The 21,139-nt window shown below is 69.8% G+C and carries 11 protein-coding genes; 8 read left to right on the top strand and 3 right to left on the bottom strand.

The annotated features are described in order from the left end of the window. The first annotated feature begins 165 nt into the window (after nucleotides 1–165). Genes ACWDRB_RS60820 through ACWDRB_RS60810 form a run of 3 tightly spaced genes read left to right on the top strand, consistent with a single transcriptional unit; the run spans nucleotide 166 to nucleotide 12,448 of the window. Entirely contained in the window at nucleotides 166–5,157 is a 4,992-nt protein-coding gene (locus ACWDRB_RS60820) for a hypothetical protein (RefSeq protein ID WP_449910849.1), read from the top strand. Further along, on the top strand, nucleotides 5,154–9,866 hold the full coding sequence (locus ACWDRB_RS60815) for a hypothetical protein (protein WP_449910847.1): 4,713 nt from the start codon (nucleotides 5,154–5,156) through the stop codon (nucleotides 9,864–9,866). The genes ACWDRB_RS60820 and ACWDRB_RS60815 overlap by 4 nt, the downstream gene beginning before the upstream one ends. An 8-nt stretch (nucleotides 9,867–9,874) precedes the next feature. Beyond that, nucleotides 9,875–12,448 (top strand): hypothetical protein, encoded by a 2,574-nt coding sequence (locus tag ACWDRB_RS60810; RefSeq protein ID WP_449910845.1) that lies wholly within the window; start codon nucleotides 9,875–9,877, stop codon nucleotides 12,446–12,448. Nucleotides 12,449–12,463: 15 nt separating this feature from the next. Here ACWDRB_RS60810 and ACWDRB_RS60805 read toward each other — a convergent pair whose 3' ends face one another. Next, on the bottom strand, nucleotides 12,464–12,625 hold the full coding sequence (locus tag ACWDRB_RS60805; protein WP_449910843.1) for a DUF4158 domain-containing protein: 162 nt from the start codon (nucleotides 12,623–12,625) through the stop codon (nucleotides 12,464–12,466). A 634-nt stretch (nucleotides 12,626–13,259) separates the two neighbouring features. On the opposite strand from ACWDRB_RS60805, the gene ACWDRB_RS60800 reads away from it, so the two are divergent. From ACWDRB_RS60800 to ACWDRB_RS60790, 3 genes are all read left to right on the top strand, one after another. Beyond that, nucleotides 13,260–15,452, top strand: coding sequence for an NACHT domain-containing protein (locus tag ACWDRB_RS60800; protein ID WP_449910841.1), 2,193 nt, complete (start codon nucleotides 13,260–13,262; stop codon nucleotides 15,450–15,452). Nucleotides 15,453–15,824: 372 nt separating this feature from the next. Beyond that, nucleotides 15,825–16,538: a hypothetical protein gene (locus tag ACWDRB_RS60795; RefSeq protein WP_449910839.1), complete on the top strand. Its 714-nt coding sequence runs from the start codon at nucleotides 15,825–15,827 to the stop codon at nucleotides 16,536–16,538. Nucleotides 16,539–16,677: 139 nt separating this feature from the next. Further along, nucleotides 16,678–17,427, top strand: a complete 750-nt coding sequence (locus tag ACWDRB_RS60790) for a hypothetical protein (protein WP_449910837.1) — start codon at nucleotides 16,678–16,680, stop codon at nucleotides 17,425–17,427. Between the two features lie 508 nt (nucleotides 17,428–17,935). On the opposite strand, the gene ACWDRB_RS60785 is transcribed toward ACWDRB_RS60790, so the two are convergent. Further along, a complete protein-coding gene (locus ACWDRB_RS60785) occupies nucleotides 17,936–18,100 on the bottom strand; it encodes an ABC-2 family transporter protein (protein ID WP_449910835.1) in 165 nt (54 codons plus the stop codon). 392 nt (nucleotides 18,101–18,492) lie between these two features. On the opposite strand from ACWDRB_RS60785, the gene ACWDRB_RS60780 reads away from it, so the two are divergent. Then, nucleotides 18,493–19,527: a serine hydrolase domain-containing protein gene (locus ACWDRB_RS60780; protein WP_449910833.1), complete on the top strand. Its 1,035-nt coding sequence runs from the start codon at nucleotides 18,493–18,495 to the stop codon at nucleotides 19,525–19,527. A 111-nt stretch (nucleotides 19,528–19,638) separates the two neighbouring features. Here the strand turns inward: ACWDRB_RS60780 and ACWDRB_RS60775 are convergent, their stop codons facing one another. Beyond that, nucleotides 19,639–20,559 carry a hypothetical protein gene (locus ACWDRB_RS60775; protein ID WP_449910832.1) on the bottom strand — a complete coding sequence of 307 codons (921 nt, stop codon included), beginning with the start codon at nucleotides 20,557–20,559 and terminating at the stop codon, nucleotides 19,639–19,641. 267 nt (nucleotides 20,560–20,826) lie between these two features. Here ACWDRB_RS60775 and ACWDRB_RS60770 point away from each other — a divergent pair, with 267 nt between their 5' ends. Continuing rightward, nucleotides 20,827–21,087 carry a hypothetical protein gene (locus tag ACWDRB_RS60770; RefSeq protein WP_449910830.1) on the top strand — a complete coding sequence of 87 codons (261 nt, stop codon included), beginning with the start codon at nucleotides 20,827–20,829 and terminating at the stop codon, nucleotides 21,085–21,087. Nucleotides 21,088–21,139: the final 52 nt, after the last annotated feature.

The raw sequence follows: 21,139 nt of genomic DNA, 5'->3' as shown, positions 1-21,139 counted from the left end.
TGGCTACCTCTCCAGCGCCGCCGCCCGACTCTGACAGCTGACACTGGCCGGAATTGGCCAAGAGAATTGATGCGCCATTGCCGATGTCACACACTGCGGAAGGAGCGACAGAAACGGGGACAGGGCATGGGTATCGGCTCTCCGGAAGCAGCAACCTTCTTTCCGTTGCGATTCTTTCTGCCGGAGCTGATCGACCGCCTGGTCGCGGAGCTCGGTGTCGAGGCGTCGCTCACTGACCTGCTGTATGTGCTGGTCGAGGCGGACTATCCAGCCCCTGCTCAGCCGTCAGGCGCACCCGAGCTGGGGGCGCTCGACGTCATCGGACTCACCGATTTCACCGTACAGCTGGGCGCCGCGGGGCTCGTGATCGACGGAATTCTGGACGTGGTGCCCGGATTCGAACCCCGTTTCCCGATTCCCGGAATGGCCTGCCTTTCCGTTGTGGTCACGCGGCTCGGTGGATTCCGGCTGGAAATCAATGCTGAGGTGGGACGTCTGACGATCCGCGGCCCGTCGATCGCGTTGCGGTTCGACAAGAACGTGCTCTCCCCGGTGAGTCACGACGATCCGACAAGGTTCGCGGAGATCGAGCTGGTGCAGCTCGGGTTCCTGACGGTCGACACCCGAGGGAACGTCGAGTTCGGCGCCGCGCCCGGCGGGCGGTTGCGGTTCGTCACGAACAACGACCCGTGGCGGATCGGGGACTCGAGCCTGCAGCTGACGATCGGCGAGCTCGACATCGTTCTCAGCGACGAAGTGGAGGGCTCACCCGCGGTCGTGCTGACCGACGCGACGCTGCGCTTCGCCGACGACCTCGACGCCAAGGATGGGAGCGGCTTCGCGATCACGCTCACCGGCGCACGGATCGGCCCCTCGGGATTCAGCGGCACGGCGAGCGCACTGTTCGACGACACCGCGGTGGACGACCCCCTGCGGCCCACGCACTTCACCGGATCGGGCGCGGCGAGCTTGTTCGGGTTCGAGTTCGGGGTGACCGCGATCGAGCTGGAGTTCCGCGACAACCTGCCGGTCCGGGGCGCGGTCACAGGTCTGATGATCCTGCCGTACTTCGAGCAGGCGGTAGGGTGCCGGCTCGGCGTCGGCGCGGACGGCAGTTTCGCCTTCGCGCTGACCGACATCGGCGGCAACGGCATCCTCACGCTGACCAAACAGGACCTGCTCGAGGTGCGGGTCACCCGGTTCGCGCTCGACCGCACGGACGGGGCCGTCGCGCTCACGCTGAGCGGAGAGCTCGACCTGCTCGCCAAGCCGGACCAGATCGAGTCAGGCATGCCGTCCTTCCGGGTCGACAGGTTCGTGGTCGACTCCCTCGGCCGGGTCTCGCTCCAAGGCGGCTGGGTGGACCTCGACCCGGCGGCGGCGCTCGACCTTGTCGGCTTCGTGGTCACGATCGACCGGCTCGGCCTCGGATTCGACCAGGACGCCCTCTGGGTCGGGGTCAGCGGGGGTGTAGCCCTCGTGGACGGGCTGCCGCGAGGCACGGTCGAAGAACTGCGGATCACCTTCCCCTTCGCCGGAGGGCCGCCCGCGCTCGCGCTCTCCGGCGGCTCCCTGCAGGCGGACATCGGCGGGCAGATCGCGTTGTTCGGCTCCTTCGCGCTGCTGGACACTCCAGAGGCGCAGGGTTTCGCTGGCGACTTCTCGCTGGCGCTGACCTCGGTGGGGTTCGCGCTGGACGGCTCCATGCTGGCCGGTGTCAACCCCGCCGAGCGCTACCCGTTCCTGTACGTCTACATCGCGGTGGAACTGCCCGCCGGGATACCGATCGGCCCGACCGGCATCTCGTTGTTCGGGTTCGCCGGCCTGTTCGGATACAACGTGCGGCCGGCCCGTGAGCCGGGCCAGAGCTGGTACTACGACTGGTATCAGGGCCCGCCGGGGCCTGGCGTCACGCAGAGCACCAAATGGCGGCCCGCCAGGGACGCTTTCGCGCTCGGCGCGGGCGTCACCATCGGCACGGCCGACGGGTACACGATCGTCGCGCGGACCCTCTTCGTCATCACACTGCCCAGCTTCCTGCTGCTCATCGAGGGCAGGGCGGGATTCCTGACGCAGCGCACCCAGCTCGGCGCGGCGCCCGCGCTACGTGCCCTCATCGTCATCGACTCGTCCGACGGCGTGCTCGTGGCCGTGGAGGCGCAGTACGAGTTCGTGACAAACGTGCTCTTCGCCCACGGTCTGGTCGAGGGCTATTTCCCGTTCCACGGCGGCGGCTGGTATGTGCATCTCGGGCAGCGAGACCCACAGAAGCGCATCGTCGCCGAGGTGCTGAAGAAGCTCTTCCGCGCCGACGCGTACGTGATGGTGGACTCGACGCAGGTGCAGTTCGGCGGCCGGATCGGCTACGCGCTCGACAAGGCCTTCGGGCCCGTACGACTCGCGGTCAGGGCCGAGCTCAGCGGCGACGGCGTGTTGTCCTACCACCCGGTCCAGTTGTCGGCTCAGCTGCAACTGGTCGGCAGCATCGCCCTGTCGGCCTTCGGCATCGGGCTCGGCCTGCATCTCAGTGCGACGATCAAGGTCAGGGTCGCGACGCCCTTCCTGTTGTCGCTGGCCTTCGAGGCCACCCTGGACCTACCCTGGCCGCTGCCCGACCCCTCGCTCTCCTTCGAGGTGCGCTGGGAGGAGAGGGTCGCGCCGCCCTATCCCGAGCGGTTGCTCGCCGAGGCCGCGGCGAGGCCTGCGATCGGCACAGAGACGACGATTCTCAGCACGGACCGGATCACCGAGGGAGTGGCCCTCGACGCGAGCCTGCAGCTCTCCTTCGAGCACGCCCTCTCCAAGAGCGCACCCGGCAGGTTCACCCGGCTGCTGGGTTTCGCCGAGCCGGTCTTTCACCGGATCTCGCCCGAGTACGGCTTCCGCTACGACCTGACCTCCCTGGTGCTCGAACGGCTCGCGCCCGACGGAGCCGTGCTCGAGACGTACGACCTGGAGGACAGGCTCTACGGGCATTGGCAGCTCACGCCAGCGGGACCACCGCCCTCGGGACCCGCCCCGGCAGGCGATGGCCGGGCCCCGGCGGGCACGCTCCTCCTGTTGGCCAGGACGCCCTTTCCCTATCTCGAGTCGAGCTACGTGCAGGGCACGGGGACCAGCCCTCCCGCGGCACTGCCTGAGTACGCCCCGCTGCCCGTCACACCGCCCGCCGAGACCAGGCTCGACCTCTGCTCCGTGCTCGGTGTCGCAGGCGGCCTGCCCAGCGACGGCGAGACCGCGACCGGCCATCCCGACCCGGCCACCGCCACGAGCGTCCTCGCCGCGGGGGCGGGGGTCGTCTGCACCGGATTCCCCGAGGTGGCGGACGGGCGGATCACCGATCCTTCCGGCTCGCCCTTCGGGATCGAGGTGCGCTTCCCCGAGGATGTCGTCGTCACCGAGATCGGCGTCGATCCCGGGCCCGGCGGAACGGTGACGGTCACGCACGGCGGGCTGGGCGCGCAAGCGCCGCCGCCAGTGTCCGCCCCTGAGGATCAACCGCCTCCGGAACCCGGTCCTGGCCCCGGTCGGTGGTGCCTGTGGCTGGCGGTGCTCGTCACCGTGATCGCCCTCGTGCTCGCGATGGTGTACGGCTGGTGGCTACCCCGTCCTGCGGTGCTCACGGCCGCCGTGCTCGCCCTGCTCACCGCGGCCGTCGCCGTCCTCTGGTGGTGGGCGCTGCGCCGCTGCCGGCCCCCGGGCGAGGCGGTACCCGACCTGACCCGCGTCTCCACGCGCTTCACACGGGCCATACGGGCTGCCGGGGCCATCCGGGTGGCCGGGGCCGAGCCCGTCGCGGTAGACGCGGCCGAGCCTGCCGCGGCAGGACTGCTGGCCGACCGGGTGACCATCGTCTCGGCGGGCCTGTCCTGCAAGCCGATCGTCTACGTGGACGCAGCGGCACGGCGCGATCAGGCCGAGGCGATCGAGGTGAACGCGCTCCGAGCGCAGGCCGCTGCCGCCTACGCGGGAGCCGTCTGGCAGACGCTCACCGAGGAGGCCTTCCTGTTCCGGCCGAACAGCCGCTACCGGATCAGCCTGGCCCTTGACAAGATCGGCAGGGACGCGGAGATCGAGCACGAGTCCCATCAGGTGGAGTTCAGGACCAGGCAGGGCCCCCCCGCCGACCTGCGCCCGTACGTTCTCGAGGCCGTGCCCGGCAACGTGGATGTGCCCGTGTTCCGGACCGAGGAGGTCGGGGTGCGGTTCCTCGCCACCCACGTGCGCCAGATGTACGAGCGGGCCGCGGAGATCCCGCTCACGCTGGAGATCCGCGATCCGGCGGGACGGTCACAGAGCCGCGCCACGGCCTGGCGCAAGGCGGAGAATCACATCGACCGGGGCGGCGAGCTGGCCCTGCTCGCCGCGGTCAACCAGCTCTACGGCACGGCCTTCCCCGCGTCCGGGCTGCCGCGCGACGACATGCTGGTAGCGGCCGGAGGAGCGTTGCCCGCGGCCACGACCTTCGACGCCGCGGTCATGGCCGCGGGCGCCGAGAGCCCGCTGTTCACCTTCAGATTCCGCACCGGCCGCTACCTCGATCTCAAGGACTGGGCGGCCGCATGCGATCCCCGGGTGGCGGCGCTGGCCGATCCTGGCGTGTCTCTGGCCGGAGACGGTCCCGTCCCCATCTCGGAGCCGTCCCTGCTGCCCCTGCTCAGGGAACCGCCTCCGGCACGGCCCGTGATGCGCCGCGCCGACCGGCCGGGACGGCAGCCTCTGCTCGTCCTTGACCTGCCGGAACCCCTGGCCTGGCGAAGGGTCGAGGTGCGCCTGCGCAGGACCGACGAGGGACGGCCCGCCGCCAGGGACTACCGCATGCCGTTCGAGGCGGAACCGGTGATCCCGCTGGCCCGCTATGTGGGACCCGCGCAGTCTGGCGAGGCTGTACGCCCGGTCGCCCGGCTCGCGGCGGCCTCGGCCGGCCTCGTGCCCACCGAGCTCGCCAAAGCCGATGGCACGTCCACCTCGCCCGAGGTGCCGGTCCGGGTCCGCTGGCTCGAGGACGGCTCGCGGGCCTTCATCGAGCCCGTCGATCCCGCGGAGCGGCTCGCGGGACGGCGCTGCCTGCTCGAGGTCAGATATGCGCGAGCCCTGCCCGACCCGTCGGGACAACGGGTGGTCGAGACCGTCGTCGTGCCGCTGGAGATGCCATGACTACCCCGGAACCCGACTGGCAAAGGGCCCGCTGGAACCCGCACGTGCTCGGGCTGCTCGCCTATCCGATGGCCGCGCGCCCGGCTGATCCCGCCTGGGGAGTCCCGCCGGTGAATTCGGGCACCCATCTGCGCTGGACGATCGATCCGCGCAGGGGGATGCCGGGCGGCGGTTTCCATGTTTACCGGCGCCCCCACCAGCCGTACGCCTCGGACAGGTCCACACTCGCCAGGAGTCTCGAGCTGACCACCCGGCCCACCACCGCGCCCGCCGCCACGCTCACCGTGGACGCCGGCGAGCCGCGGCCGCTCACCCTGGCCCATCCGGGGACGATCGCCTTCATGAAACCGTGGGGAGTGGGTCTCCCCACAGGAGCGGGCGAGCTGACCATCACGCTTCCGACCACCGCGCGCCAGGTCGCGTTGTATTTTGCCGGTGTGCAGCCCAAGGCCTGGCTGCGTGCTCTGCACGGCCGCAGGCTGGTGGCGCGCCTGCCGATCGAACCGGCCTTCGAAGGCTACTCCGTTGTCCTGATCGTGGATCCGGTGGACCAGATCGTGGTCAGCGCGCCCGCGGCATGGCTGGCCAGGATCACCTGGCTGAGGGTGCCAGGCGACCTCGAAGGATGGCAGCCGCTCGGCCGGATCCCCCCGCTCGGCACAGCCCCACTCGACGTCGCGGGCATCGCCGGGCGGCTGGATCCCGATGAGGTGCCGGGCGACCGGGTCGCGGCCCTGGCCGACCTGATCGCCGCGGTTCGCCGGGGACCCGCGGCCGAGCCCGTCGTGTGGCGGGACGGCGGCAGCGCCCTGCGGATCCCGGCTGGCATGGTCCTGTCCGCGCTCACCGTACGGCCGCGGCCCGCCTGGGCCTTCGGTTTCTATCTGGTCGATCCGGATCCGCCCGACGAGCCCGCCGACTACCTCGTCACCGGTGTCTGGCAGGCTTGGGCCCAGCCGCCGCCACGGAGCCGCGTGCTTCCCGCCGAACCACTCGACCAGGTCCTCGAGCTTCTGCGCGAACCGGCGGGCCTGATGTACTTCGCGCCGGCCTACGCGGTGTCCCCCGACCGTGCGTGGGCACCCGCGGGCGCCGCGCTCGCCGAGTTCGCGGTGGTGGCGGAGGAGGTCAGGCGCAGCCTCGACCCCGAGGGCGTGGCCAGGCTCGAGGCGCCGCTGCGTATCCGCTGGACCGCGCGGACGACGGAGGGCGAACCTGAGGCGAGACAGATCCCGGCCCTGGCGGTGGTAGCCGTGGTCGCGCCGGGCGGCCCCGCGGGCCCGCACGCGGTGGTCCCCGCCGTTAACGGTTCCGGGATCAGGGAGTCCCGTGAGCTGATCTCGGCACCGCTGGACGACCTGCCGGCGACCGCGCAGCTCGCCCTGACGCCGGTGGACCCGTTCGGGCACACCGAGACTCCCGGCCTGGTCGCGTCCACGGCGGTCCCCGCCGAGCTCTACCCGCTGCCGCCACCGCCCGTGGGGATCACCGCGAGGATCGACGCGGCGGACCTCGAGATCGCCTGGCTATGGGGCGGCAGATCGCGGCTGTTCCACCCCGGCTCCGCCGGATTCGACCTCGACTGGGTGCAGGACACCGACCTGCCGCCAGGCATCCCGTCGTCCGCCGCTCTGGCGGATCCCGCACTGGTCTGGCGGGCTCTGCCCCGCGTGCCCGCGACGCCGCCCGCGGCCGCACGAGTCGAAGACCTGGCGCCCGCCTGGTCGGGCATCTGCGACCGCGGGCTCCTGCGAGGATCCCTCGGCGGAGTGCGCACGGCCCTCGCCCTCGCCGAAGGGGCCGTCGGCCGGCTCGACGGCTGGAGGATGGCCATCGGCGGCCAAGAGTGGACAGTCGCGCACCACACCGTCGGCCCGGCCGTCTGGCTCTTCGTCCGCCTGCCGGCAGGAGCCCCGGGCACACCGTTCGAGGGCCTCACCGAGGATACGGAGGCCGATCTCGCCGTGCCATGGTCGCTGACCCCGCCCACAGGCACGCAGCTGCTGCGGATCAGCGCAGCGGCACCCGTGCCCGGCGCTTTGCTCACCCAGGGGCCGCAGGTTTTCGGGCTGCTCGGCAGGCTCGGCGACCGCGTCCTGGTGGAGCATGGCACGGCGGCCCAGGAACCGGGCGCGCCCCTGCCCGCAGCGCCACTGCCCGTGCTGGGGGACACCTGGTCCGACGCCCCGACAGTCCACCGGGTCCCCGGCCCGCTCATCGATCCGCCGACGCCCGCGCATCCAGTCCGTACGGTCTGGGTCAGGGTGCGCACGGTCGATTTCCTGGGGCGGCCCGGCCCGGCCTCCGCACCGGTGGCCGCGACTTGGGCCAAGGACTTCCCGCCCGTTCCCGACGCGGGCCCGTTCCTGGTCAGGGGCTCGGCATCCGACGCGTTCGGACGCTGCAGGCTGCTGATCCGCTTCACAGAAACCCTCGCTGCCCACGAGTACCGGCTCTATCGCGCATCCGACGATCAGCTCCGGCTGGTCTGGCGACGCTGGGTGGGGCGCGGTGCGGCATTCGGCGGGCTGCCGCCAGGGTTCGTCTGGCCGGACGGCCTGGACGGGCCGCAGGACGTCACCGACCCGGTGGCCGACTTGGGCGTGCTGCCCGACTCGTTGCGTGTCTTCGTCAACGAGGTGCGCGCCGACGGCGAACCCGCCTTCGCCGGAGCGTTCGAGGCCAGAGGCACGCTGCATCGCCTGGGCGAGCAGGACGCGCGCACCGCCGAGACCGACGGCGCTCCGCTGGAGCTGGAGGATGTCGCGGACCGGCCGGGCAACGACTACCTCTACCTGGTACGGCCGGTCGACCTGGCGGGCCAGGAGGGGCCGGCGTCCGGGGTGAGCGCACCAGCCAGAGGCCTCGACATCGCCAATCCGCCAGCCCCGCGCACCCTGCCTCCGCTGCGCACGCCCGCCGCGGCGATCATCCGCTGGATGCCGGTGGCCGACCCCCGCGTGACCGGCTACCGGGTGACCGCGGCGGCCCGGTGGGCGGGTGGCCCGCCCCCGCAGGTCACCGCAGGCGATCCCGGGCTGTTCCCGAGCCCGCTCAGAGCCGAGAACGACCGGATTCCGCTGCCAGGTCTCCAAGCGCCGGTTTCGGTCCGGCTCGTGGGCGCGGCGGCGGAAAGGCTGGACGACGGCCACGTCCACGGGGACAGGTTCGCCTTCTGGTTCGCCGCGGGCACGCCCGCGCTGATCGAGGTGGAGGGCGCGGGGGCGGGTGTGCGCGACCGGGTGCCCGCAGAGTACGGCCACGGCCTCGCCAACGGCAGTTCGGTCGACCCCGTGCCGGTGCGGCTGGTCCGCGGCGTCCTGGACGGCGCGGGCCTGGGCGAGGGCCCGTTCACCGGGCTCACGATCGCGGGGACCGACGCGAGCCCGTACGGCTCGTGGCTGGACACGGCATTCCTGAGCTGCCTGGAGCTGGCCGAGGGCGAGCAGGTCGTGCTCGAGCTCAGCGAGCAGGCAGGACAGCTGCGCCGCACGTTCGGCCGCTGCCCCGCCGCGCCCGCTCTGGAGCCGATCAGAGTCGGCGACGGCGTGATCCGGCCCGGCGCAGGCGTCTCCGCCCGGCTGGCGGCGGGCGACCGGGTCACCGGCGTCTTCCGCGCCGCCCAGGTCACCAAGGCGGGTCTCGGCGGATCCCCCGATCCCCGCGCCGCCGACGCCCTCGACCTGCGGCCCTCGACCAGGACGTACAGCCGGGGTTTGGCCAGGCGCCTGCGCGACAGGCAGCCGGTGGTGGTGCGGTTCACGCCGGTCGCGGGCGGCGGTTCCCGTTTCCTCGCCACCGACCGAGCGGGCCGTCCGCTCTGGTTCCTCGACGGGGTCCTCGCGCTCCCGCCCTGGGATCCCGCCCGGGAGACACTGAGCGGGCTGTATGAGGGGCAGGTCACGAGCGGTGCCGGGCTGCTCGCCCACACCGTGGCGAACCCGGCCACCGGGCTGGTCTCGGTGCTGCTTCCCGACGACGTGCCCGTCGTGCCGGCGCTCGGCGGGGCGCCCCGGCCCGCCAGGTTCGTGCCGCTGACCTGGCGCGGCCATGCCGTCGCGGCCAGGGGACTGCTCGGCGACGGCGCGCTCCAGCTCACCGCGGTGTACGGCATGGAGCCCGACGGACAGGGCGGGTGGGTGCCCAACTTCAGCAGGAACCGGGTGGCCGAGGTGACGGTGCACGAGGGCGAGATCAGGCTCACGGACCCGCCGCCGGAGGGCGCCCGCGCCCGGATCGTCTATCCGGGCACGGGACCGATTACCCTCGATCCCGGCCTGCTGGCCTGGGAGCTGCCGCTTGACGTGGACTCCGTCGGCAGGAGCTGGGAGATCAGGGTTGAGGCGATCTGTACGCTCCCCGCGCCGGTGACCGAGCTGCGCTCCAGGCCCGCGGTGGTGCTCCTCGACGTTTCTCCGCCCGACCGGCTGGCGCTGGCGCTCGACGCGGAATGGACGGCCGACTTGCGGCTGAGGGTCGTCTTCGACGGTCCCGCGGGGTTGCACTACCGGATCGAGGCCGTGGCGGGCAGCCGGACGCTCCTCATCGCCGACCGGCCGCCGGGTTTCGTTGTCTCCACCGGCACGGCGGCGGACGGCAGCGCCCTGCCGCTGGACGTCCCGCTGACTGTTCGGGTGCGTGCCCAGTTCCCCAACGCGGCCAAGGAGTACGTGGCACCCGCCGTGCTCCTGGCGCCGCCCTCGATCTAAGGACGGACATGGGACTGCCGATCAAACCCTTCGACCCCGGTGCGCCCTCGGTGGTCGCGGACAACGACGCCCGGTGGTTTCATCCTTTCGACCCGGCTGCGCTGAACTGGCTGCCCGGCGACACGGAGGACGAGAGCGTCCAGTCCCGCAGGGCGATGGGACTTGGCCTCAGGCTGACGGCCGCCGCCGGGCAGAGCCCGACGGTCGTGCCTGTCGCGTTCGGGCTGATGACCTGCCAGCGGGCCCCGGGGATGCCGCTGATCCTCTCCCTGGAGGTGGGCGGACCCGGCCTGACACGGTTGCGTGCAGGCGACCTCGCGGCCGGCCTGCCACCGCTGCTGGTCGACGCGGTGCGTTTCCGCTACGCGTTCGATCCCGCGCTGGAGGGCAGGCTGAGGGCCAGGTTGGTCGCTCACCTCGGCGCGGGGAACCTGGAGCCGATGTTTGCCGAGGGAGCGTACCTGCGCAGGCTCGAGCAGGGTGGGCTGGGCGGGGTGGCGCCGGGCGACAACCAGTTCCAGCTCGGGGAGTGGCTCGCGGGCAACAGCGCGATCCTTTGGCGGTTCACCGGGTTGGTCGTGGAAGAGGACGCGGACCTGGTCCAGCTCGCGGCGGGCGAGTCGGTCACGCTGTTCGCGGAGGTGCGCGGCGCGGAGCCGGGCGGGGACGAGACCGACTGGTATCGCGTCAATCCGGGATTCCTGCTGAACAGGCTCGCCAGAACGGGGGAGGAGAAGGAGGCGTACTTGAGGGTTAGCGGCGGCACGGTCAGGCCGGTCGCGAGCGGGGTCTTTGAGTCCGTCGAGCACGGCCAGGAGCGGGTGGTCGCAGGGGGATCGTACGGCTCCGTCGTCCTGCAGCCGGCGGGGCTTGTGCCGAGCAGCCTCTTCAGCTACGTCACCTTCGACGAGATCACCGTGTTCTCCGGCGCGCAGGACGCCGAGTTGTGGGTCGAACGGCGGTCACCGACTCTGCGCAGGGACCGGCTTGAGGAGTTCTGGCGCAGCAACCGTTACGCGCGGGAGGACTTCGTCGCGGGCGCCCCGCAGGAGTTTGTGGCCACCGACCTTGCGGCCCAGCTCAAACCGCAGAAGAAGAAGGAGGAGAAGAAGTTTCTGGCCCGCGATCAGGCCTGGTACGACATGCTCGCAGGCATCATCGGATACAACCGCGCCCTGACACTGCCCCCGGGGCTCGGCGCGCTGGGGGACCTGTTCACCACGCCTGGCCCGCTGTGGACGTTCGTCCCTCAGGCCAGGATCATCCGGCCCGACCATCCGGGTTGGCTGCCCGTGTCCGACAGCGCGCCCGACCACGCGGTCCAGTTGCGGCGCCTCTATCCGATGCGGCTCTCATTCCTCGCCGGCCCCGATCTCGCCCAGGCCACTGAGTTCACAGTCACCCAGGACGCCACCGACTGCGCCCGCCAGGAATACGCGCTGCACATGAACTGGCGGCGGGTGAACAACCGCTACTACTATCAGAACGCCCTGGCCGCGAGCGGAAAGCTCGTTCCCGCGAACGACGACGTGCCGGGTGCCGACGCCCAGGGTAGAACGGTGCCCGCGATACCGACCACCGCCGGCCAGCGCATCGTCATCCCGCCGCGAACCGACTTCCGGTATCTCCTCCAGGACGCCCCCGAGCGCGACCCGGAGAATGTCGCCCTGGAGAATCTGCCACGTTATCTTCCGATCTTCATGATGCGGCCTGAGCTCATCGCCGACCGACTCACGGAGCTGCGCCAGCTCATGGAACCGCAGCTGACCGAGATGGAGCGGATCATCGCAGGCACGGTCGCCCCAGACGCGTCCGCGCTCTCACCCTGGCTGCGCTCGCTCATGGCAGAACTGATCCTCGCCGTCCTCCCCGCCGCTGCCCAGAAGGTGACCACACCTCGCGGGTTTCTCCACCGGCTCTACGCACCAGGCCAGCCCGCGCCGAGCCTGGACATCGTCGCAACGTTCACCCGCAGGATGGCGGCCATCCGGCAGCAGGGCGTCATCCAGCCAAAACTCATCCTCAAAGCATCCTCGCTCTGGCGCCCGCCCGAGCACAACGAGACCGCCAGTTCGGTGATCACCAGCAACCACCAGCCTGGGTGGGCCCTGGACATCCAGCCGTCCCAGACCAGCGGGGGCGCCCGCAATCCGCTCTTCATCGCGGCGCTGCACGATCTGGCCGTACGTAACTACTCGCCGGCGGGGAACTCGCCTCTCTCCGAGGCCCTGCTGGAGAGCCAGCGCGATAGCTTCCTGTCGGGCAACCCGGACTACCTCCTGAGGGAGGTCGCAATCCTCCGGGCCACGCGCCACGGCAAGATCGTCTACGAGTACGTGCCGGCCTCCGGGGGGCCGGTCAGCCCGGTGAGCCTACCCGACGAGGCATTGCCTGACCTCAAAGGGCCTGGCGTCCCCTCTCAGTTCGCGGCCAATACGTTCAACGAGTACTTCGACAAGATCGTCCAAGCGTCGGGTGCCTGGCCAAATCCAGCGCCCACCGCCATGCAGATCTATCTCTTCGCGCTCTTCGAGGCCTCCCATGTGCACTTCACTTTCAGGGCCGGCCGGCCGCTCGCGTGATCTCAGCGGGCTCACCTACCGAGGACGACGAGCCCGACTTCTGGGCCAGGGTCCCCGGCCCCGACCTGGATCAATGAACTCCACAGCCGCCGCCGTCAACGTGAAGAACCGGATGAGCTCCTCGCGGCTGATCTCCGGGAACGATCGCAAGCGCGCGATCTCTTCGTCAGTGAACACTCGGGTCGCCAACGCGCCTCACCCGCCCTGGTCAGCCCCCGAAGCAACGCAGCCCAATTCGGCTGTAGGCCCACGCTAAGACGTAAGAAACCGTGTGTGATCGGTCTTCATCGGACTGTTATACGTGCGGGTCAGTCATATCAATCGTTATCTTGGGTTCGCAGCCCTTCCCGCAGCTCAACGCGATGTGATCTTGTCGGGCGTGTCAGGCAAGTAGGCCGTTTGCCGACCTGGGGCGTCGGCGCCAAGGTCTCCGTCGGGTCGTCCACAAGACCCTCACGACCGCTGCGGGCAACCCCGCTGACCAGTTCCCGACTCCCTTGAGGAGCACGCCCTGCCACGGTCGCCGACGACGTGCTCGCCGCTGCGCGGGCGCGCCAGTCGGTCACCCGGATGGCCCGAGAGCTTCGACCCAGCCGCCGAGGACCGCCCTGAGCGGGGATGCAGCTCGGCGCCACCGCGCTCGCCATGCAGGTGGCAGGGCCGCCATCGGCGGTGTGGGCCTGCCCGGCAGGCGACTTCCTCGCGGACGCTGACCCCGGACGTCGGCCAGGTCGCCGCGCCGAGCTGACCCGATCGGTCACGATTTCGCATGGTGGTCGTCGTCGCGTCTCGCTCCGGCCATGATTGCGGAGTGAGGCGAGGCCCGACGCGAACACGGATCGCGGTTGCCGCGCTGGCCATCACCGCGCTGGTTCTCACGGTGGTCGTGGTAGCGCGTGCGGTGCACCCGCATGACCAGGTCAACCTGGCCGACGTGGCCGCGGTGGCGATCGCCGCAGCCACAGCCATCGCCGCCGTGGTGGCCTGGTCCCGGCGGCGCCCAGCCCCTGTGGCTCAGGCCGACGCTGCGGTGACCACCGCCGTGCTGGCCGCTCTGGTGGAGCGGCAGTGGCAAGCCGAGGCCCGGCATCGCTCCCTGGACGACCCCGAGCCGATCCCGGTGCGCTGGCAACTGTCGGCCAACCAGGCGGTGATGAGCCCCTCCCACCTGATCAGCAGCCAAGAGGAGTTCACCTTCGCCGGACGCGGCGACGACGTCGCGGCCCTGGCCCGCGACTTCCGCGCGCTGAAACGCCGCCGGCTGGTCATCACCGGCGGCCCCGGTATGGGCAAGACCACGCTGGCGGTGCAGTTGCTGCTGCAACTGCTGGCCACCCGCGCCGCCGACCAGGCCGCCGCCGATGCGGCAGGACACGGCGAGGTGGTGCCGGTACCCATGCTGCTGCCGGTCTCCGGCTGGGACCTGCAGGCCCACCCCGGCCTGCAGGAGTGGCTGACCGACCGCCTGACCGCTGACTACCCGGCCCTTTCCGCCCCCGAACTCGGCCCCGGCGCAGCCGCGGCGCTCGTCAACGGCGGGCGCATCCTGCCCGTCCTGGACGGCCTGGACGAGATGGGCAAGGACGATCAGGGCAAGGTGATCGCCGCGCTGAACGCCTCGCTGCATTCTGGCGATCAAATCATCGTGACCAGCCGCACCACCGAGTTCGCCGCCGCCGTCGCCGGCGCGGGACGGCCGCTGACCGGTGCCGCCGTCATCACCCCCGCCCGGCTCACCCCCGAGACCGCCACCGACTATTTGACCTCCTGCCTGGCCGGCGATCCGTCTCCCGTCTGGCGGCGGGTTCTGGACGCCCTGCGATCGCAAGCCGCCCCCGGCCTCACCGAACTCGCCCAGACCCCGCTGGGCCTGTGGCTGATCCGCGCCGTTTATCTCAACCCCGGCGCCGACCCCACCCCGCTGGCCGGGCCGCTGGCCAGTGACGCCGCGGCGCTGCGCGCCCACCTGCTCGACCGGCTCATCCCCGCCCTCATCCGCGCCCGCCCGCCCAGCAGCGATCCCACCGACCATTTCCGGCCTCGCCACCGGCTCGACCCGCGTACCACCCGCCGCCACCTGACCTACCTTGCCCACGCGTTCGACCCGGCCGCCACCCGCGACATCACCTGGTGGCACATCGCCCGCACTACCTCCCACATCCAGCTCGTGGGAGGGCTTGTGTTCGGGCTCTTGGGAGGGCTCTTGGGCGGGCTCGCGTTCGGGCTCGTGCTCGGGCTTGTGTTCGATCTCTTGAGCGGGCTTGTGTTCGGGCTTGTGTTCGGGCTCGCGTTCGGGCTCGAGGGCTGGCTCGGGGTCGAGCGATGGGGCGATGAAACACCCGGCTACGCCAGCCTCCGCGGACGACGCCGTCTCCTGCACACGATCAGGAGCAAACTCGTGGGCAGACGGCTCAGGGTCGCAGTCATGGGCGCGCTCGGGTTCGGGCTCATGGGTTTGCTTGGGGCGGGGATCGTGTTCGGAATCGTGTCCGGGATCGTGGGCGGGCTCTTGGGCAGGCTCGTGGACGCGCTCATGAACGGATTACTCGAATGGGCAGAACAGCCCACCCTCACATCAGCGAGCACCCCCCGCTCCACTTGGCGAGCCGACAGAACCCTCACGCTCTTCCGCATGCTCGTGGTCGGGCTCGTGGTCGGGCCCGTGTTCGGGATCGTGGGCGGGCTTGCGGTCGGGCTCTTGGGCGTGCTCGACCGCATGCTCGTGGTCGGGCTCATGAGCGGGCTCGTGGGCGGGCTCGTGGGAGGGCTCGTGGTCGGGTTCGTGGGTGGGCCCCTCATGGGCAACCATCATGCCTGGCTGGCGTTCACCATCGCGACCGCATGGTTGGCCCTGAAACGGCGCCTGCCCTGGCGAATCATGAATTTCCTGGACGACGCTCACCGACTCGGACTGCTGCGTGCGGTCGGGCCGGTCTACCAGTTCCGTCACGCCGCGCTGCACGATCATCTGGCTGTCACTGACATCCAACCCGGGGCCGGATGACCGGGTAACGTCCAGCATGCCGACAGCCGGTCATGCGACGGCCTGGGAATATCACCGATGCCGCGCCGAAGCTCTCAGGGACAGCCCGGCCATCATGTGCGCCGCCCTGGAGCCCCCGTCGCTTACAATGCGTTCTTCGCCTGCAAGGCGGCTTGCATGGCCTACAGCTTGGCCAGCCCGGCTAGGCCGGTGTTGACCTCGATTCGGTCCCAATCGGCCGGGTCCCACTCGGTGGCAGACTTATCTTGGGTTTTCGAGCGATCATGCAGGTCAGCGGCCCGGTCAGCGTTGAGGCACGTCAGGCAAGTGGGCCGAGAGCGGTAAGTGTTGAAGTGGCGTGCGTCGAAACGGCTCAACACTTACGGTGTGCTGGTGAGCCGTGGAACGGGGAAGATCCAGCGTGCCGTCTACGAGTTGCTGGCGTCTGCGCGGACAGTCGAGCCGTGGCCGTTGTACATGTCGGCGATCGGGCTTGCGCGTCGGATTCACCGTACCGAGACGCCGAGCGCCGCGCAGCTGGAGACCGTCCGCCGGGCCTGCCGCACGTCTGCTCTGCTGGAGCGAGCTACCACCTGGGCGACCGTTCCGGCAGCGAGCCCGTGGGATGCCGACTACCGGGTGAACCGCCCGCTGCTGATCGCCCGCCTGACGGCCACGGAGGCAGAGGACTGGCTGTGGCGCGCGTACCTCACCAGCCGGAGTAGGAAGTCCTCCTGGCACGTCATCCTGCCGCACGCCGACCAGCCCGGCTACCAACGACCTGAGCCGGACGAACTTGTCACGGCGGTCGAACTGGGCGCGCTGCGCCAAGAGCCGCCCGCCGACGTCCTCCTGGCGGTCAACGCCTACAGCGGCTCCGACCTCGGCCCCGCCGACGTCGCCCGGTGGGCGCAGCAGCGAGCGCGCGACGAAGAAGAGGAACGGGCATGCCGGGAGACCGTGCGACACCCGCCAAGTGAACGAAGCGAACGCCTGCGGTTGGGCCCCTACTTCGTGGACTCGAACACCGTTCCGGAGGAGTGCCCCTGCTGTCGCCAGACCCTCGACCCCGTCACGTGGGACGCCGCCCGATTCCGCGACGCATGACTCACGTCCCGCACACGCCTCACAATCCATTGGATACCTGTAAGGCACGTACGTCGAGCGCGTACATGTCTCACATCCCTTCTCTGAACTAGAAGTGCCGGGTGCTGGTTCTGCTCTCGGGCAAGGCGGACAGCCACTCATGATGTTGAATATCCGCGTGGTGGACTGGACGCAGTTGGAGGACGTCTTCGGGACGGCCAATCAGATACCCGTGCTCCTGGCTCGAGTCGAGCAGGGGTCCGACGATGTCGCCTGGCAGGAACTCGGCGATCGCCTCTGCCATCAGGGTGAGACCGTTGCGCCAGCAAGCGTCGCTGCGCTGCCGGCTCTCGTTGCCCTGGCTCGGACTGATCTGAAGGCCTTGGATCTCGCTGGCGACATCGTGTGCTGCGCCATGGAGCATCAGACCGACGTCTCGCTGCTCCGCGATCACGAGGGCTCAATTGCGGAGCTGGATGGCCTTCTCGACCGCCATCTGCGGACTCGGCCTTCGAACTACCAGACGACTTTCCGGAACCTCCTCGCAGCTCGCGGTCATGTTCGCTGGAGCAAGGTTCTGGGCGACTTCACTGATGACTTCTACTGGGTCTCCTGCCCCGCCTGCTCCTTGGAGGTGACGGTCGCCATCGGAGACTTCGGGCGCTATTCCGCGGTAAGGGACTGGGAGCTCGGCGATGTTGACCGCCGTGCGCTGAGGCCTGCGCGGGCCGCCGATCTGGCGGGCCCGGGTCTTTGGATGCATGACCTTGCGGTTCGCGACGGGCAGACCAAGCTGGCAGAGGGGCTGACCTTCCTCTTCGGGCAGGCCGAGTGTCCTCGTTGCGCGAGCGTGTTCCGTGTCTCCGAAGCACACAGTTCTGAGAACCTTCCGATCGAGCGGTTGACGTAGCCGTCAGTCCTTCCGCGACAGAGTGATTTCGGTGTCGGTTCCTGGCTGCCCGCTGGCTCGGGCTCCGATCTAGTTGAACGGCGGGACTCCGAGGAACACGGGCGATGACCTGCGTTCCTGCCGGGCGTCGAGCTGGACGAGCTTCTCCGAACTTTGGGGCCGTTCCGTCCCAAAGCCTCTGATCTGCAGCTCTCTGAAACCGAATCGGTGATGCCAGAGGATCACAGCGAGATGCTCCGGAGAGCGAGAGCCGCTCCGCCTGCCGCCTCAGTACTGTGACGTCGCATGACCGATACCGAGATCGAGATCACCGCAGACCTGGTCCGCGACCTGCTGCAGGAGCAACATCCAGACCTTGCAGGGCTCTCAGGCTGCAAGTGGCTACTCCTTTGATCCCGGGTGAGGTGCCAGGTCGGCTGCCGCAGGCTACCGATGCCCGCCCGCCCACCCACGAACTCCGCCCTTGCTCGAAAGCGGTCACCCCTGTGTGTGGATCTTCGGGCGGGCCTCAATGACCGACGCTCCGGTAGCGGTCGAGCTGACGCCGCCCGCTGAGGTACGCCAGCGGGATCAGGATCACTCCCAGCAGCGGGGCGGTCGGCGCCCAAGGGGCGTCGAGCTTGCCCAGCACGACGCTCGGGGGCACGTACGCCACGAAGGCGACCGGCAGCACAAAGTGAGCATCATCACCGGGGGCCAGCGGGCACGCTGACCGTGCCAAGCGCCTCGACGCCGCGCCGGTGGCCGCCGCCGCCCGGCCGTAGCAGGCCCGCCCGTACCGGCCTTGAGGAAGTCCTGGGCGACTCCGCGCTCCGGGCCGACGTGGGCGACCCTTCGGCCTTGACCAGGGTCTCGGAGGAGTTACGGGCCCACCCGGGCATCCTGAACGACCCTGCGCGAGGCTGGCCTCCGCAACGTCGCGCACTTCCCTCTGTCGGCCACCGCGGTCGCGCTGAGCAAGCTCAACCACGAGATCGCCTGACACGATCACGGTACGCCCGCGGGCCCCCGGGCGTGCTTACTACGCTGGCCACGACGCACTCGCTCAGACCAGGGGAAGGAACCATGGCAGACGCCCACGACTCGATCGCCCGCCTGCTGGAGAACGGGGTGCGCGAGCGGGTGTTCCCCGGTGCGGTCTGGGCGATCGGCGACGCCGACACCGTACTCGACAGTGGCGTCTGCGGGATGACGGCCCCCGGCCAGGCGGCGATGCGGCTCGACACGGTCTTCGACGTCGCCAGCCTCACCAAGATTCTCGCCGTGTGGGCAGTCATCGGCACCCTGTGGCACGACCAGCAACTCCCGCTGGACGACCCTCTGGCCACGTTCTGGCCTGAGGTCGCGGGTTACCCGCTCGGCCAGGTCACCGCACGCCAGCTCCTCACCCACACCGCCGGCGTCCCATCGCGGGCCAACCTGCGGGCCCTCTACGGCACCGACCATCAGGTCATCCGCGAAGGTGTCCTCCGCGAGGACCTGCATCGCCCGCCCGGCGAGGCCGTCGAATACACGGACCGCGCCGCCCTGATCCTGGGGTTTCTCGCCGAGCACCTCGCCGGCACCTCACTGGATCAGCTCGCTGCCAAGCGGATTTGGCAGCCCCTCGCCATGGCCGGCACGAGGTTCGGCCCGCTACCGGTCCAGGAGCGGGCCCAGTGCGCGCCGACCGAATTCGACCCTGACAGCGGCGTCCACCTCCAAGGCGTCGCCCATGACTACTCCGCTCGCTTGCTGGGCGGCGTGTGCGGCATCGCCGGCGTCTTCTCCGTGCTGGAGGACCTGGCCGCGTTCCTCCGGAACCTCCTGCCTCCGGGCCCTGATCCCGGCCGCGTCGGGTTCGGGATCGCCTGGGTCGCAGAGTCGCTGCGCATCCACACTGGCGACCTCACACCGGCGCGTGGCCTTCTGTGGCTCCCTGCGCCCGGCACCCACCCTCACGACGACGTGCATGTCCACTATGGCTTCACTGGCACGGCCATGTGGCTATCGCCGAAACAGACCCGATGGGCAGTCCTGCTCACCAACAAGCTCTACTTCAGCCGCGACCGCCCGCTGATGGCCATCCGTAACGTCTTCCGCGCGCTGGTCTTCGACTGACAACCCTGCTGGACGCTCCTCACCTCGGTCCGGTTGCTCACCATCGATCATGCCTCAGGGCGGCAGAGCACAGGTGACGCCCCGATCGCGTGGGCCCTGTCACAGCTGCCATCATGACGAACGCATTGAGATGCGCTTGGCAACGTAGTCGTTGACGGCGCTATTCACCTCGTTCAGGAGAGCCGGCCACAGCTCGCTCGGCCAGACGAACTCGGCGACACCAGGCGCGACCATAATCCAACCTTCGTCCGTTTTGTCCAGCACCTGGAAGCCGCATCGCTTCCACGCATTCCTGATCTTGCGAGCAATCTGCCCGCGCTCCTGGCTGGACAGGTCGTGGTCTGCGGGAAGAGGCGGTGCCGCATGCAGGGCTGCGCAGCTGATGTCACGCCCCAATGCGAGGGTCCGCATCGTGGCCAGGGAGATGAGCGGGCCGAGCCCAAGCCCTCGCCAGTTCGGGTCAAGGGCGAAGTGATCCATGAGCAGGACGGAGCCGGCGAACCCTTGGCACATCTCTTCCAGACGGGGTTGCAGTTGGTCCCCTTGGAACAGGTGGCTGGCAAGGTCGAGGCTGTCTTGGTCCCTGTCATCGAGGGCCAGCACCAGGTTCTCGCCGCAGTGGAGCCGGACCAAGGTGCGCTGGCCGTGGCCTAGTTCGAGCGGGAGGCCAGCTGATGTCAGCACCTCGGGGTCCATCTCCACCGCCTCGAGGTTGAGGCGGGCGGTAACCTGCATCTCCTCGTAGGGGGCTTCATCGAGCATGTAGGGGGTGATCCGGGTGGAGATCTCGATGTCGAGTGCGAAGGCGAGGTCAATGTCGAGGTCTGACGCGTCGGGAGCGAACGCGAGCCCTCGCGCGTTCAGGGCGGCGCGCAGCGTTCGGATTGCTGCCGGCCCTACGCCGTGCAGGCGTGCCACGCTGGATTCGGGGACGTGGGCGAGCTTTTCGAGCCGGTTGTAGCCGGCTGCGATGAGGGCGCTCCGGGCGGGAACGGCCAGGTTCGGCAGATCGTCAGTCTCGTTGGTGACCATGCGGATCCTTGGGGCCTCGGCCAGGGGGACACCATCGCGGAAGCGGCCGGTTGTCGGATCATAGACGGCGCCCCGGCAAGGTCAACCAGTTGGGCGAGAACACCTGGACCGTGTTCACCGCCGCGGATATAGATCTCCCCCGGCCAGCTGACAACGAGTCAGAAGGGTTTGCAGCCTGGTGATCTTCCATGTGGGGCGGGAACCGCATACGCAAGAAAGGAATTGTGGTAGCGCGTAACCGAGTTCGCCGAGTTCTACAACTGGGGGATGCAGAACCGCCCGGCGCTGGCCATGATGATCAGCCTCGGCGGGCATCTGGATGCCCGCCTCCAGAGCGTCGGGCCCGAGTTCGTCGACTGGGTCATCAATGTTGGTGACCAGGGGACCGCTCGCATAGGGTGCGAGATCGCCTGGCGGCTGGCTCACGCCGAACGGTATCCCGGGGCTTCCGGCCTCTTCGGCCTGCTCAACCTGGCACTGTCGGAGGTGCCACAGCTGCTGGAGACCTTTCGGTCAGCGCGTGCTTGACATCCTCCACCCGCCGGGCTGTTCACGAGTACATCTGACCTGTGGACCATTG

It is taken from the genome of Nonomuraea sp. NPDC003707 (genome assembly GCF_053587055.1).
Note: the sequence above shows the minus strand (reverse complement) of the source record. Positions and strands in the feature narration are given on the sequence as shown.